Origin of the sequence: Corynebacterium glaucum (assembly GCF_002287505.1) — a bacterium.
GTDB lineage: Bacteria > Actinomycetota > Actinomycetes > Mycobacteriales > Mycobacteriaceae > Corynebacterium > Corynebacterium glaucum.
Genome location: NZ_CP019688.1, coordinates 1,453,151 through 1,466,205 on the forward strand (window position 1 = coordinate 1,453,151; position 13,055 = coordinate 1,466,205).

Here is a 13,055-nt window from a genome sequence, read left to right on the forward strand (position 1 = left end):
CCCGTTGTGGAACATCGCCTGGAATACGAGCTTGTAGCCACCCCAAATGGGTTTTCCCAGGCGGCACGTGCCCTGGCCTCTGGCCGCGGCCCGTTCGCGATTGACACCGAGCGTGCTTCTGCGTTCCGCTACGACGACCGGGCATTTCTGATTCAGATCCACCGGCGCGATGCAGGTACGTTCCTGTTCGCACCGGAAGGCCACCGAGAGGAACTCACCGCGCAGCTCGGTCCGGTAGTAAACGGTGCAGATTGGATCGTGCACGCTGCCGGTGAGGATCTCGCGAGCCTGGCGCTGCTCGGATTACACCCAGGAAGGTTGTTCGACACCGAGTTGGCCGCACGGTTCGCTGGTTTTGAACGACCCAACCTGGGCGCGATGGTGCAAGTGTTTACCGGTGTCGAGTTGGAAAAGGGGCACGGCCGCGAAGACTGGTCGACCCTGCCGCTTCCCCGGGATTGGCTCGACTACGCCGCGCTCGATGTCGTTTACCTCCATGACCTCGCTGACGCCTTAACTGAGCAGCTTGAGCAACGCGGTTTCCTCTCCTTTGCCGAAGAGGAGTTCGCGCACCTTGTCAAGTCTCGCTCGCTTACCCCTATGGAACCGAAGACGTGGCGCGACCTCAAAGGGCTTTCCGCGGTGCGCACGCAGGCGGGCCTCCAGATCGCAAAGGAACTGTGGCACGAACGCGACGCTATAGCACTCGAGCGCGATGTCTCTCCCGGCGTCGTGCTTCCAAACCGCGTCATTATTGAGATCGGGAAAGCCGTCCCAATTACCCCGAGCGAACTGGCCCGTGTGCACGGGTTTCCTGGCCGTCAGAGACGGGCTACGGCGCAATGGTTCGGCTACATCGAAACGGCACTTGCCCACCCCCGAGACCAGTGGCCGGAACGCGCGCCTCGTGACCCGATGACTCCGCCCTCGAAGGGGAACTGGGAACGAAACCATCCTGAGTCGTGGCAGTTTTACGTAGAGGCGCGCGAACTCATTGCCGCGCGGGCTTCAAAGATGGGCATAAGCCCGGAACACTTACTCGCGCCGTCCACGCTGCGCGACGTGATCTGGCAGGCTGCCGCTGAACGAGCGGAAGCAGACGAGGCGAAATGGGAAGTGATGATCCGCGGCACAGATTTTGCGGTGCGCCGCCTGTGCGCCGCTGGGGCCAGGCAGTGGCAGGCCGAAATCGTTGCCCCGATGCTCGCGGCAGCGTTCCTCTCGGTTCGCAGTGGCGCTGCTTGGTACAGCACCCGCCAGCTAGGCGGGTGGGATTGCCGAAAAACTAACGGAACTCGTTGACCACATGCAGCGACGTGTTTCCCGCACCGCCGTCAGTGCCACTGGCGTCACTGGTGCCACTGGCGTCACTGGCGTCACTGTCGTCTCGGTCAGCAAGTCCCAGCGCCCACTCGCGCACCTGTTGCGCGGCCGAAACAGCGTCTAGGCCATACATCGCCAAAATCTCGCCGCGCGAGGCGTGAGGCGGGAAAACGTCCGGGAACGCAAGCTGGCGCACCGGCACGTCGATCTCAGCGGCAGAGAGGGCCTCGGCGACTGCGGAACCGACGCCACCCCGGATGATGCCGTCTTCGTAGACCACTACCAGATCCGACTGCACTGCAAGCTCCGCGATGTCTTTCGACACCGGAATCACCCAGCGGGGGTCGACAACCGTGCACCGGATGCCGTCCGTCTCGACCGCCTCGGCGACCTCGAGAGCGGCTTCGGCAAAGGTGCCAACGGCAACGATGAGGACCTCGAGCGTCTCGTCCGCGTCCGCGCTCTCTGCGAGCTCCTCCGGAACCCGGAGGACATCTACACCGTTGTCGAGTCGTTCGATTGCCTCAATGTCGCCCGCGACGGCGCCTTTGGGGAAACGGACAACGGTCGGACCGTCGTCAATCGCAATGGCCTCACTGAATTCCTCCCGCAACCTGGCTGGATCGCGGGGTGCCGCGATACGGCTGCCCGGCACGATCGAGGAGATCGCCATGTCCCACACGCCGTTGTGGCTGGCCCCGTCTGAACCTGTAACTCCGGCGCGGTCCAGCACAAACGTCACCGGCTGGCCGAGCAACCCGACGTCCATCAGCATCTGGTCGAATGCGCGGTTCAAGAACGTGGAGTACACCGCCACTACCGGGTGCATGCCGCCAAGCGCGAGACCTGCCGCAGAGGCCACCGCATGTTGCTCTGCAATGCCCACGTCAAAAAAGCGGTCCGGGAACTGCTCCGCAAACGGCACTAGCCCGGTCGGGCCAGCCATCGCGGCGGTAATGGCCACAATATCTTTGCGCTCATGGCCGGCTTTCAGCAGCTCCTCGGTGAATACGGCGGTCCACCCTGGCGGGGTCGCAGCCAACGCCTCACCCGTCACCGGGTCGATAGCGCCGGTGGAATGCATCTGGTCGGCCTCGTCGTTCACCGCGGGAGCGAAACCGTGGCCCTTTTCCGTCGCCACGTGAATGATCAGCGGGCCCTCGTATTGCCACGCGTACTGGAACGCGTTGGTCAGTGCCTTCAGGTCGTGCCCCTCGACCGGGCCGACGTATTTCATGCCCAGCTCGGAGAACATTTCCGTTGGCACCACCTGATGCTTCACGCCCGCCTTCAGTGCCTGTAGCGCCTCAAACGTGCGCTCCCCGACCCACCCCAGCGACTTAAGCGTCTTCTTGCCGGACTGCATCACCTCGTCGTAGCCGGGCTGGATCCGGATCTGCGCGAACTGGTCGCGCAGGCGCGTCAGGTTGCGGGCAAACCCGCCGATGGTCGGTGCGTAGGAGCGGCCGTTGTCGTTGACCACGATCACGACGTTGCGCTCGCCCGCCGCAATGTTATTCAGCGCTTCCCAGCACATGCCGCCGGTCAGTGCGCCGTCGCCGACCACGGCGACAACGTGGTCTGAACCGTTGCCGCTGAGCTGCTTCGCCTTCGCCAACCCGTCGGCATACGACAGCGCCGCAGACGCGTGCGAAGACTCCGTCCAGTCATGCTCCGACTCGGCCCGCGAAGTGTAGCCGGACAGCCCGTCCTTCTTCCGCAGCGTGTCAAACTGGTCCGCGCGCCCGGTGAGAATCTTGTGCACGTAGGACTGGTGCGAGGTGTCAAAAATAATCGGGTCATTCGGCGAGTTGAACACGCTATGCAGCGCGATCGTCAGCTCCACCACACCGAGGTTCGGCCCGAGGTGGCCGCCTGTTGCTGAGACTTTCTCAATCAGCAACTGCCGAATTTCGTCCGCGAGCTGGCCCAACTCTTCCTGCGACAGCTTCTTCAAGTCTGCCGGGGAAGCAATTGCGTCTAGCAGTCTCACAGTAGAAATGCGCTCCTTGACCGAAGTTCCGTACTTCCCCGCAATCTTACACGCGGGCCTCTGTCATTCGTTAACGCTTTGGTGCCCGCGGCTCGAGCAACACCAGCGTCTCAAAGTGATGCGTCGCCGGGAAGGCGTCGACAAGCATCATGCGCGACACCGCATAGCCCCCACGGCCCCATGCCGCGAGGTCGCGCGCCAGCGTCGCCGGGTCGCACCCGATATGGATGACCCGCTCTGGCGACGCAGCAGCCACAGCCGAAACGACCGTTTCCCCAGCACCTGCACGCGGCGGGTCCAACACCACAAGTCCAGGGGCTTCAAGCTTATCGACGGCCCCTTCAACCCGCCTTTGATGCACCTCAACCGACATCCCTGCAAGCGCGTCCTGGGTCTCCGAGGTCGCCGCTGCCGAGCTGTCCACGGTGTGGATGCGCGAACCTCCGGTCGCAGCGTGAATGGCAGGCACGAACGCGCCGACCCCGCCGTAGAGGTCCCACGCCGTCTCTCGCGAGTAGTTAGCCGCGCCCCATTCGCGGATCACATCGGCGTAGTGCTGCGGCGCAGCTTTATGGGCCTGCCAAAACGCGGTCGCAGGGAAGCGAAACGCATGATGTCCCGCCGGGCTCTCGAGGTGTTCGACGACCTCGCCAGAGCCCCCCTTCACCGTGGTCACGCTCTCCGCGCGGCGACCACGCGGGCTGCGCGCAATCTCCACGACGTGGCGGGCAGCCTCGGAGTCGCGAACCGCGACCACTTCGCTTCCCGGGGTGAATCGTTGCTCCCCCACCAGCCCATCGAGTAATCCTTCCACCGGCTGGGTGCACTGTTCCGATGCAACGACATCGTTCGAGCGCGCGCGCCGAACCCCGGCCCGCCCCTCGGCGTCGACACCAAGGCGCACGCGCGTGCGCCACCCTTGGTGTGGTTGCAGCCCGATCGTCTCAATAGCGGATTGAATGCCGGGGGCAAATACGGTGCCGTCGAACACCGTCGACCCCTTCGCAAGCGATCGCAACTGGCCGGCCAGCACCTCGAGCTTTAACCCGAGTTGAGCTGCGGGGTCGATGTGACTGTAGTCGCAGCATCCGGCCCCCGCCGCAGCCGCGGGGCACGCATGGGGGACGCGGAGATCGGACACCGAAACTATCTCGTCGAGCTCCGCGCGAGCCCAGCGCTTCTTCGCTTGAGTCACGTGAGCGAGGACGGTGTCTCCCGGCACGGCACCTCTGACGAAGACCACCCTGCCATCGGCATCGGTGCCGATGCCGTCACCGCCGTGCGCGATTCGGTCAATTTTGAGGGTGGGCAGTGGTGAGGTCGAGGGCATTACTGGCGGTTCGGGTTTTCCGGGTTGTTGTATTCCATGATCTGGCGAAGCGCATCTTGCAGCGCGTTTGGGTTCCCGCCAGCCGGTACTTGCCCCTCAGCGCCGTCCTGCTGCGCTGCGCGCGCCTGCACCGCCTGCTGCACCTGCTGCGCCAGCTGTGTCGGCAGCGTCACGGGTAGCGAGTTGCCGGCGAGGATTGCATCCTGCCCTCGGTAAACGAAGGAGCGCGCCACGGTCTCGCGCGCGAGTTCCGTCATGCCTTCCTCCCGGCCAGCGGGTGCAGCGGCGGTGACACGGTACAGCCAACGCGGACCATCCACACCGATGATGCGGATGGCACCGTTCGTACCAGTGCCCACAACTTCCCTGCCCCACGGGCCCATCTCGAAGCTGACCGGCATGCCCTCGGAGCGCATCCCGTCGGCAATCTCTTCGATCGACTCTTCCCAGAGCCCTCCCTTATTCGGAGCGGCAAAAGCAACGGGGGTCAAACGGCCGTACTGGGTGACAATGTGAATCATCTTCGGGCCTTGCTCGCCCATCTCCACCTGCACCTGCGAGCCCTTCGGCAGCGGCACCTGCATTGAGCCAAGGTTTAGCGTGACTTCGGAGAAGTCGGTGAAGTCAAAGTCCTCGATCTCCACCGAGTCGCCGTCGAAGGGGCCCGTCGAGCCGTTCACCGGGTCATAGTCCTCGAGCAAAGGCGCTCCGCTCAGCTCCGTATCCGCGTCACCGGCTAATGTTTCCGCCTGGGCCTGTCCGGCCGAGTCACTCTCAGGCTCCGTAACAACCTCCTCTGGGTGCACCGCTGCATCCTGCGGCTCGTTTGCGTCAGGCCCAGTGTTGCTTCCGGTGTTCTTCTTGCCGAACGGCCACAATGCCATTGCGTACTCGCTTTCTGTATCGGGGTTTAAAACGGTACTTCGTCGCGTTTCTGCGTGTTGCTTTACGTATTCCGAGCCTAATCGCCGATCTCTCAGGATGCGGAGGCCCTGGAAGTGGGCCTAGTAGGCCTTGCGCGTCTAGTGCGTACCCGTTGAGCCGTAGCCGGCCGCGCCGCGGGCCGTAGCATCGAGCTCGTCAACCTCTTCGAACTCGACCAGTTCAACACGTTGAACCACCAGTTGCGCAATACGCATCCCGCGGGTGACCTCGAAGGGCTGGGAGGCATCGGTGTTCAAGAGGCACACCTTCAGCTCGCCGCGGTACTCGGCATCAACGGTTCCCGGTGCGTTCACGATGGTCAGGCCGTGCTTTGCAGCAAGCCCGGAGCGGGGATGGATTAACCCGACGGTCCCCAGCGGCAGCGCGATGGCGATGCCGGTGCCCACGAGCGCGCGCTGCCCCGGTTGCAGTGTCACGTCTTCCGCGGCGTGCAGATCGGCACCAGCGTCTCCAAGATGAGCGCGCTTGGGCAGGGGCAGCTCAGCATCGAGCCGCTTCACACGAATTGGCGGCAGGGTCGGCGGCAGGGTCGTAAACGCATCAGCAGAGTCTGGAGTCGTCACGTAGCACAGGGTACGGCAGCACCCGCTCCGCAGCTTCGACCAGCCCGGGTGTGGGCGGCTCTGACCCTCAACTAAAGTTTGAAACCGTGACCGACAACAACGTTTCGAAGTCTGGAGCCGTCTCTGGCGCCGCAGCCTCGGCACCCCAGGTGCTTTACTCGGAGCGGCAGTGGGTTCCGTGGTACTGGTGGGCGGCAGGTCTCGGTCTGACCCTGCTGCTTTCTGCCCAGTTCGCTTTGAACCGCAATGTGTGGTGGTTCGTCGTCCCGCTCATTGTGGTCGGCGCACTGATCGGTTGGTTCCTTACGTGGCTTTCCAGCACAGTGGTGCGCGTAGAGGCGGATCCAGACGGCACCCGCTGGCTCACGGTCGACGGCGCCAACCTGCCAGACTCGGTTGTCACGCGGTCAATGGTGGTCCCGCTTTCCGCGCGGCAGAATGCGCTCGGGCGGCAGCTCGATCCAGCGGCATTCCTCGTCTCACACGCTTGGGTCCCTGAGCACGTGCTGCTCGTGCTCGATGATCCAAACGACCCCACCCCGTATTGGATGGTGTCTGCCCGCAACCCCGAAGCGGTTCTTGCAGCGTTCGTTCCGGAACAGCAAACGACTAACGGCTGACTAACGGCTAAACCCGACTGGACCTACTCGCAGTCGAGGCAGATCATCGAGCCGTCCGGCTCAACGCGCGCGAGACGCTTACGGTTTTGCACTAGGAAGCACGATGCGCAGGTGAACTCGTCTTCCTGGCGCGGCTTCACCTCGACGTTGAGCTCCTCGCCGGAGAGATCCTGGGAGGGCAGCTCGAACGGCTCCACGATTTCGCCATCGTCATCCATGCTGCTTCCAGCAACCTCGGCGGCCTTCAGGCCCTCGAGCGAATCAGTCTCGATGTCGTCGTCCATGCGACGACGCGGCGCATCGTAGTCGGTAGCCATGACGCGAAATCCTCCAGCTAAAGCAGTGCCTTTTTCACGCGCTGTCCAGCGCGCTTTCAGCGGAATACTAAAACACCGGGGTGCGTCTGTCATCCCTCCTGCTCAATAGGGGTAGCGGGGGAGGAATCACGCTTCAAGCGCGTTTGTAGCACCCGCCGTTTCAAGCAGCTCGTAGAGGCTGTCCCACAACCCTGGTGCGGCAGCGATGAGCGGCGCGCCAATCTCAGCTCTATCGGCCAACCCCGGGTGCCGCACGGTCGCGCCTGCTTCGGCGGCAATCACGGCGCCCGCTGCGTAATCCCACGGATGGGTGGCGTGCTCGTAGTACGCATCGACCCTGCCTTCAGCCACGTGGCAGAGATCAAGCGCGGCAGACCCTAAGCGGCGAATATCGCGCACGTTCGGCAGGATCTTACGCAGCATCTCTGCCTGCTTGCCGCGCCAGTTCGCGTTGTAGGAGAAACCGGTAGCCACCAGCGCGGTTTCCGTGTCCTGCGCCCGCGAGGCGCGCAGTGCCGTGCGCTTTTCCTGCCGCTCCACAAAGGCACCGCATCCCACCGCGGCGGCATACACATCTCCGTTTGCGACGTTGATCACCGCCCCTGCGGTAAGTTCACCGTTCACCGCAACCCCAAGCGAAACCGCGTACACCGGCAGCCCGTAAAGGAAGTTCACGGTGCCATCGATTGGGTCTACCACCCAGTCGATTCCTGTGGTTCCAGCGATGTTTGCGCCTTCTTCGCCCACAATCCCGTCATCCGGGCGCGCCTCGCGCAGCCGTTCAGTGATCCGCTGCTCCGCAGCTTTATCCACCGCCGTCACCGGGTCGACGGCAGATGTCTTCGTGCTGGTGACTTGGGCGATCGACCCGTGCTTGGACAGGAAGTCACGCTGGTTGGCAATCAGGTCAGCGGCATCGGCAGCAATGTCGAGGGCAAGGTCGCGCAGTGCCTCAGCGGTGGCAACGTTGGGATTCGATTCGTGCATGCTCTCCATCGTGCCCCGGCATCGGGGGTTTTGTACACTGCCTGGCATGACCAAGGTGGCAGTGGGAAACAATCTCGGCGCAGGTGTCGACGTCGGAGGATCAGGCATCAAGGGCGCGATCGTGGACCTCGATACCGGCGAGTTCGTCTCGGAACGGGTCAAGATCACCACGCCGAAACCCGCGACACCGGAAGCTGTCGCAGAGACGGTCGCGGAAGTCCTCCGTCAGCTCGAATGGGACGGCCCGGTGGGAATCGCGCTTCCGTCCGTGATCAAGCACCAGGTGGCCATGACCGCAGCGAACATCGACCCCTCATGGATCGGCACCAACGTGCACGAACTGCTCACCCACCAGCTTGGCGGCCGCGAGATCGCAGTGCTCAACGACGCGGACGCCGCAGGTCTCGCCGAGGTCGCTTTCGGCGAAGCCGACGCCAAGCAAGGCGCCGTCATCTTCCTCACCTTCGGCACAGGCATCGGCTCGGCCTTCTTCGCTGAAGGCAAGCTGTTCCCCAACACAGAACTGGGACATTTGCTTATCGACGGCACGGAGTGCGAGCACATGGCTTCCTCCGCCGTCAAGGACGCAGAAGACCTGAGCTACAAAAAGTGGGCCAAGCGCGTCGATCTCGTGCTGAAAGAATACGACCGACTGTTCAACCCCACTGCGTTCATTGTGGGCGGCGGAATTTCCCGTAAGGCGGAGAAATGGGTCCCGGAGCTCACCGTTCACGTGCCGGTGATTGCTGCCAGGCTTCGCAACCGGGCGGGCATCGTGGGCGCAGCTATGGCAGCGCACGAGCATGTTGCTCCGTAACTCTAGGCGGATCAAAGGTGCGTCGATAAGCAAACTGCTCTTCTGGCCGAGCTACGGTGGGGCACGGGAATAGAATCCGGCAAACTATTGCTATTATGGGCGTTCTGAAATATAGGGCGTAAGCCCGTACCCTGGTTGGCTAGCACCCATCCAGGGGGCGCGCCATGGCGAAGACCGTGAGAGCGCGGGAAGTATCCGACAGTCGAAAGGGCGTACGTGGTAGCCAGCGAAGCTTCAGGCAACAACCCCGTCGATCAGGCGGCGGTGAACGTGTCCGACGGCGCAGCGGAGGCAGCCGGGGCACCGGCGAAGAAAACGGCGAAAAAGACCGCCAAGAAATCCGCCAAGAAAGCGGTGAAGAAGACGGCGAAGAAGACGGCGAAAAAAGCCGCAAAGAAGAAGGCCACCAAGAAGACCGCGAAAAAGACGGTGAAGAAGTCAGCCAAGATGGCGGCCTCTACCGAAGCGCTCGATGGTGGGGACGACGCGCTGGTGGACACCTCCGTTGAGGATGTCGACGGTTTGGACGACGCTGACGGCATCGAAGACTCCGAGGAGTCCGGTGACATCGATTACGACCCCGAGCTAATCGACGACGAGGAAGAGGACGACTTCGACGACCCGCTCAGCGACGACCTGGGTGACGACGAGTTGGGCGACGACGAAGCTGAGTCCGACGATGATGAGGACGACGAAGATGGCTCCGAGGAGGATGCCGGAGCTTCCGTCTGGGACATCGAGGAATCGGCGGCACTGCGCCAGGCACGTAAGGACGCGCAGCTCACCGCCTCCGCCGACTCCGTACGTGCGTACCTGAAGCAGATCGGCAAGGTCGCGCTGCTCGATGCCGAGCAGGAGGTCTCCCTGGCGAAGCGCATCGAGGCTGGCCTGTACGCCCAGTACCGGCTTGATGAGATGCAACGCGCAACCGAAGATGGCGACAAGGAAGCGAAACTCACGCCGGCGCTGAAGCGTGACTTGCGCGCGGTGGCACGTGATGGCCGCAAGGCAAAGAACCACCTCTTGGAGGCAAACCTGCGTCTAGTGGTGTCGTTGGCAAAGCGCTACACCGGCCGCGGTATGGCGTTCCTGGACTTGATCCAGGAAGGCAACCTGGGCCTGATCCGCGCGGTGGAGAAGTTCGACTACTCAAAGGGCTACAAGTTCTCCACCTACGCCACCTGGTGGATCCGCCAGGCGATTACCCGTGCAATGGCGGACCAGGCACGCACCATCCGCATTCCGGTGCACATGGTCGAGGTGATCAACAAGCTTGGCCGCATCCAGCGCGAGCTGCTGCAGGACCTGGGGCGCGAACCGACGCCGCTGGAGCTGGCCAAGGAAATGGACATCACCGAGGAGAAGGTCCTCGAGATCCAGCAGTACGCTCGCGAGCCGATCTCCCTCGACCAGACGATCGGCGATGAGGGCGACAGCCAGCTCGGCGACTTCATCGAGGACTCGGAAGCAGTCGTCGCGGTCGATGCCGTGTCGTTCACGCTCCTCCAGGATCAGCTGCAGGATGTGCTGCACACGCTCTCCGAGCGCGAGGCAGGCGTTGTGCGTTTGCGCTTCGGGCTTACCGACGGCATGCCGCGGACGCTGGACGAGATCGGCCAGGTCTACGGCGTGACCCGTGAACGCATTCGCCAGATTGAATCGAAGACGATGTCGAAGCTGCGCCACCCGTCTCGCTCGCAGGTGCTGCGCGACTACCTGGACTAGGCAGCAGGCCTGCGGTAGCTACATCAAAGGGCCCCGGTGTCAAACCGGGGCCCTTTCGAAACTTCTACTTCGGGAAGTTGGGGTTATTCTCCAGCTCTCGCTCCAGACATTCTTCCAACGCCTTATTGTCTCCGACGTACTGCTCGCAGGCCTCGACGACTCCGCTGTCCACCAGATCCTGCGCAATCTTCACGCCTAAGACCATGAGGATGACGGAAACCACGGTCGCAATGATGCCCGTCACCAGACCGCCGATGGCGAAACCCCGGCGCGAAGTCTGCACCCCGTACTGGTTTGTTTCTTCGATCGCCTTAGCCCGTCGCATGCCCATCACGCCGAGCACGATGGCCACCAATCCGAGCACGATAGCTAGCGGGAAGAACAGCACAATGAAGACGAGGCCGATAATGCCGACGATGAGCGAGGCAAGCGCCAGGTTGTTGTCCTGCTGCGGCACCGCCTGTCCACCGAAGGCGCCAGGCTGGCCGTATGACTGCTCGCCGTGGTAAGGCTGCCCGTAGTCGGCCTGGTCGAACCCGGACTGGCCCGAATCGTAGGCCGAGTACCCCTCCGGATGGTTGAACCCGGAAGGATCCGGCCCGTCGTTGCGACCGCCGTTCGGGTTATACGTCATAGCGAACCTCTCTTGTTGTTTGTAAAAAGTGTGCCCCATCGTACATGTGGAGGCACCGAGCCCCGTTCACCAGTCGCGGAGGTAGGCGATGCGCTCGCGCAGCTGCTCGGCGTTACACAGGGCAGTCGGCGGACCACCGCACGCTTTGCGGGCCTCGGTATGAATCGCACCGTGGGGCCTGCCAGTCTTGCCTGCAACGATAGCTACCCGGGCGTTGAGTTCCTTGCGCAGTTGAGGAATCTCCTCGCCAGCACTCACTGGAGCGGCGCCCCCTGCGCTGGCGGAGGCGAGGATGTCTCCATTCGATCCAGCGGCTTGACCGGGTGCCGGCTCCCCCAGCACCTTGGCCCTCTCCCGAGCTTCGCGTTCAGCGGCCTTCCGGGCACGCTCCTCGGCCTCCCGGGCATCGAGCTGATCGCTCTGGCGCTTGCGCAACAGCGTCTTCACCTGCTCCGCGTCTAACAACCCAGGCAGACCAAGGAAATCCTGTTCCTCCTCCGAGCCGGCCACTGTCGGGGTGCCGTAAGTCGAGCCGTCGAAAATCAGCGAATCGAGCTCTGCCGACGCACCGATGGCTTGGTAATTCGGCTCCTCATCGGGCTCGTTCTGGGTGCGGTTCGCTTGCTCGAGCAGCTCATCCGACCAGCCCGATTCGCGGTGTGGTTTGCCCAGCACGTGGTCGCGGGAGACCTCCATGTCCTCTGCGAGGCGGAGCAGCACCGGCACCGACGGCAGGAACACGGACGCTGACTCGCCCGGCAGGCGCGAACGAACGAAGCGTCCGATCGCCTGGGCGAAGAACAGCGGTGTGGACGCGGAGGTGGCGTACACCCCCACGGCAAGGCGCGGCACGTCCACACCTTCGGAGACCATGCGCACCGCCACCATCCATTCGGACGTGGATTGGGAGAACTCGTCGATTCGCTCCGAGGCGCCAGCTTCGTCGGAAAGCACCACAGTGACCGGAGTCGAACTTAAACGTTCGAGGATGCGCGCATAGGCACGCGCCGTGGTCTTGTTGGTGGCAATCACCAGCCCGCCTGCATCGGGCATGTTTGTGCGAACCTTTTGCAGGCGGGTGTGCGCGGCGGTGAGCACCGCGGCGATCCAATCACCTTTCGGGTCGAGCGCGGTGCGCCACGCCTTCGCAGTCTGCTCCGGGTTCAGGGGCTCGCCGAGGCGCGCGGAGTATTCCTCGCCGGCGGAGTCGCGCCACTGAGCTTCGCCGGAGTAAGCCAGGAACACCACCGGGCGCACGACACCGTCACGCAGCGCTTCGGCGTAGCCGTAGGTGTAGTCCGACTGGGACACCAGATGGCCTTCGCCGTCCTCGTCGTAGCGCACAAACGGGATCTGCGAATCGTCCGAGCGAAACGGAGTACCCGTGAGTGCGAGGCGATGCTCCACGTCGTTGTACGCCTCGTAGACACCGTCGCCCCAGCTCTTGGAGTCGCCTGCGTGGTGGATCTCATCCAAGATGACCAGGGTGCGCCGCGCCGATGCCACCGCGTGGTGCTTGAACGGATGCATGCTCACCTGCGCGTAGGTGACCACGATGCCGTCGTAGGCAGCATTCACCGCGGAGGAATTGGTGAAGTTCGGATCCAGGGAGAGCCCGAAGCGCTTGGCCGCGTCAGACCACTGGTGCTTCAGGTGCTCCGTCGGCACCACCACGATCACGCGCTGGACAGCCTTGGTTTCCACCAACCGGCTGGCAAGGGTCAAGGCAAACGTCGTCTTACCCGCGCCCGGGGTCGCCACTGCGAGGAAGTCTCGCGGCATCTCCGCCAAAAATGCGTCG

At 63.4% G+C, this 13,055-nt stretch carries 12 protein-coding genes; 4 read left to right on the top strand and 8 right to left on the bottom strand.

The annotated features are described in order from the left end of the window. Nucleotides 1–6 precede the first annotated feature (6 nt). Nucleotides 7–1,302, top strand: a complete 1,296-nt coding sequence (locus CGLAU_RS07115; RefSeq protein WP_232507070.1) for an HRDC domain-containing protein — start codon at nt 7–9, stop codon at nt 1,300–1,302. Here CGLAU_RS07115 and dxs read toward each other — a convergent pair. The 4 genes from dxs to dut all read right to left on the bottom strand — a co-directional run bounded on the left by dxs (nt 1,286) and on the right by dut (nt 6,154). Beyond that, nucleotides 1,286–3,316 (bottom strand): 1-deoxy-D-xylulose-5-phosphate synthase, encoded by a 2,031-nt coding sequence (dxs, locus tag CGLAU_RS07120; protein ID WP_095660085.1) that lies wholly within the window; start codon nt 3,314–3,316, stop codon nt 1,286–1,288. The genes CGLAU_RS07115 and dxs overlap by 17 nt on opposite strands. Nucleotides 3,317–3,386: 70 nt before the next feature. After that, on the bottom strand, nt 3,387–4,646 hold the full coding sequence (locus CGLAU_RS07125; protein ID WP_095660086.1) for a class I SAM-dependent RNA methyltransferase: 1,260 nt from the start codon (nt 4,644–4,646) through the stop codon (nt 3,387–3,389). Further along, nucleotides 4,646–5,530 (bottom strand): DUF3710 domain-containing protein, encoded by an 885-nt coding sequence (locus CGLAU_RS07130; protein ID WP_095660087.1) that lies wholly within the window; start codon nt 5,528–5,530, stop codon nt 4,646–4,648. Before CGLAU_RS07130 ends, CGLAU_RS07125 begins: the two co-directional genes overlap by 1 nt. Nucleotides 5,531–5,668: 138 nt before the next feature. After that, nucleotides 5,669–6,154, bottom strand: coding sequence for a dUTP diphosphatase (gene dut / locus CGLAU_RS07135; RefSeq protein WP_232507071.1), 486 nt, complete (start codon nt 6,152–6,154; stop codon nt 5,669–5,671). An 86-nt stretch (nt 6,155–6,240) separates the two neighbouring features. Between dut and CGLAU_RS07140 the strand changes: the two genes are divergently transcribed. Further along, on the top strand, nt 6,241–6,774 hold the full coding sequence (locus CGLAU_RS07140; RefSeq protein WP_095661105.1) for a DUF3093 domain-containing protein: 534 nt from the start codon (nt 6,241–6,243) through the stop codon (nt 6,772–6,774). Nucleotides 6,775–6,797: 23 nt separating this feature from the next. Here the strand turns inward: CGLAU_RS07140 and CGLAU_RS07145 are convergent, their stop codons facing one another. Together CGLAU_RS07145 and CGLAU_RS07150 are read right to left on the bottom strand one after the other, a co-directional pair. After that, entirely contained in the window at nt 6,798–7,091 is a 294-nt protein-coding gene (locus CGLAU_RS07145) for a DUF4193 domain-containing protein (protein WP_095660088.1), read from the bottom strand. A 126-nt stretch (nt 7,092–7,217) separates the two neighbouring features. Continuing rightward, nucleotides 7,218–8,078, bottom strand: a complete 861-nt coding sequence (locus CGLAU_RS07150; protein WP_232507072.1) for an inositol monophosphatase family protein — start codon at nt 8,076–8,078, stop codon at nt 7,218–7,220. 46 nt (nt 8,079–8,124) lie between these two features. Between CGLAU_RS07150 and ppgK the strand changes: the two genes are divergently transcribed. Both ppgK and CGLAU_RS07160 read left to right on the top strand, forming a co-directional pair. Further along, nucleotides 8,125–8,895, top strand: coding sequence for a polyphosphate--glucose phosphotransferase (ppgK, locus tag CGLAU_RS07155; protein ID WP_095660090.1), 771 nt, complete (start codon nt 8,125–8,127; stop codon nt 8,893–8,895). A 216-nt stretch (nt 8,896–9,111) separates the two neighbouring features. Further along, on the top strand, nt 9,112–10,620 hold the full coding sequence (locus tag CGLAU_RS07160; protein WP_095660091.1) for an RNA polymerase sigma factor: 1,509 nt from the start codon (nt 9,112–9,114) through the stop codon (nt 10,618–10,620). 64 nt (nt 10,621–10,684) lie between these two features. Here the strand turns inward: CGLAU_RS07160 and CGLAU_RS07165 are convergent, their stop codons facing one another. Beyond that, the gene (locus CGLAU_RS07165; protein WP_095660092.1) at nt 10,685–11,254 is read right to left on the bottom strand and encodes a DUF4190 domain-containing protein; all 570 of its coding nucleotides are present in this window, start codon (nt 11,252–11,254) and stop codon (nt 10,685–10,687) included. Nucleotides 11,255–11,320: 66 nt separating this feature from the next. After that, nucleotides 11,321–13,036 carry a DEAD/DEAH box helicase gene (locus tag CGLAU_RS07170; protein ID WP_232507256.1) on the bottom strand — a complete coding sequence of 572 codons (1,716 nt, stop codon included), beginning with the start codon at nt 13,034–13,036 and terminating at the stop codon, nt 11,321–11,323. Nucleotides 13,037–13,055 lie beyond the last annotated feature (19 nt).

Bases quoted from the DNA above. Each gene is read 5' to 3' on its own strand.
- CGLAU_RS07165 (WP_095660092.1), bottom strand. From the start codon at position 11,254: ATGACGTATAACCCGAACGGCGGTCGCAACGACGGGCCGGATCCTTCC.
- CGLAU_RS07150 (WP_232507072.1), bottom strand. From the start codon at position 8,078: ATGCACGAATCGAATCCCAACGTTGCCACCGCTGAGGCACTGCGCGAC.
- CGLAU_RS07170 (WP_232507256.1), bottom strand. From the start codon at position 13,036: ATGCCGCGAGACTTCCTCGCAGTGGCGACCCCGGGCGCGGGTAAGACG.
- CGLAU_RS07125 (WP_095660086.1), bottom strand. From the start codon at position 4,646: ATGCCCTCGACCTCACCACTGCCCACCCTCAAAATTGACCGAATCGCG.
- CGLAU_RS07130 (WP_095660087.1), bottom strand. From the start codon at position 5,530: ATGGCATTGTGGCCGTTCGGCAAGAAGAACACCGGAAGCAACACTGGG.
- CGLAU_RS07145 (WP_095660088.1), bottom strand. From the start codon at position 7,091: ATGGCTACCGACTACGATGCGCCGCGTCGTCGCATGGACGACGACATC.
- ppgK (WP_095660090.1), top strand. From the start codon at position 8,125: ATGACCAAGGTGGCAGTGGGAAACAATCTCGGCGCAGGTGTCGACGTC.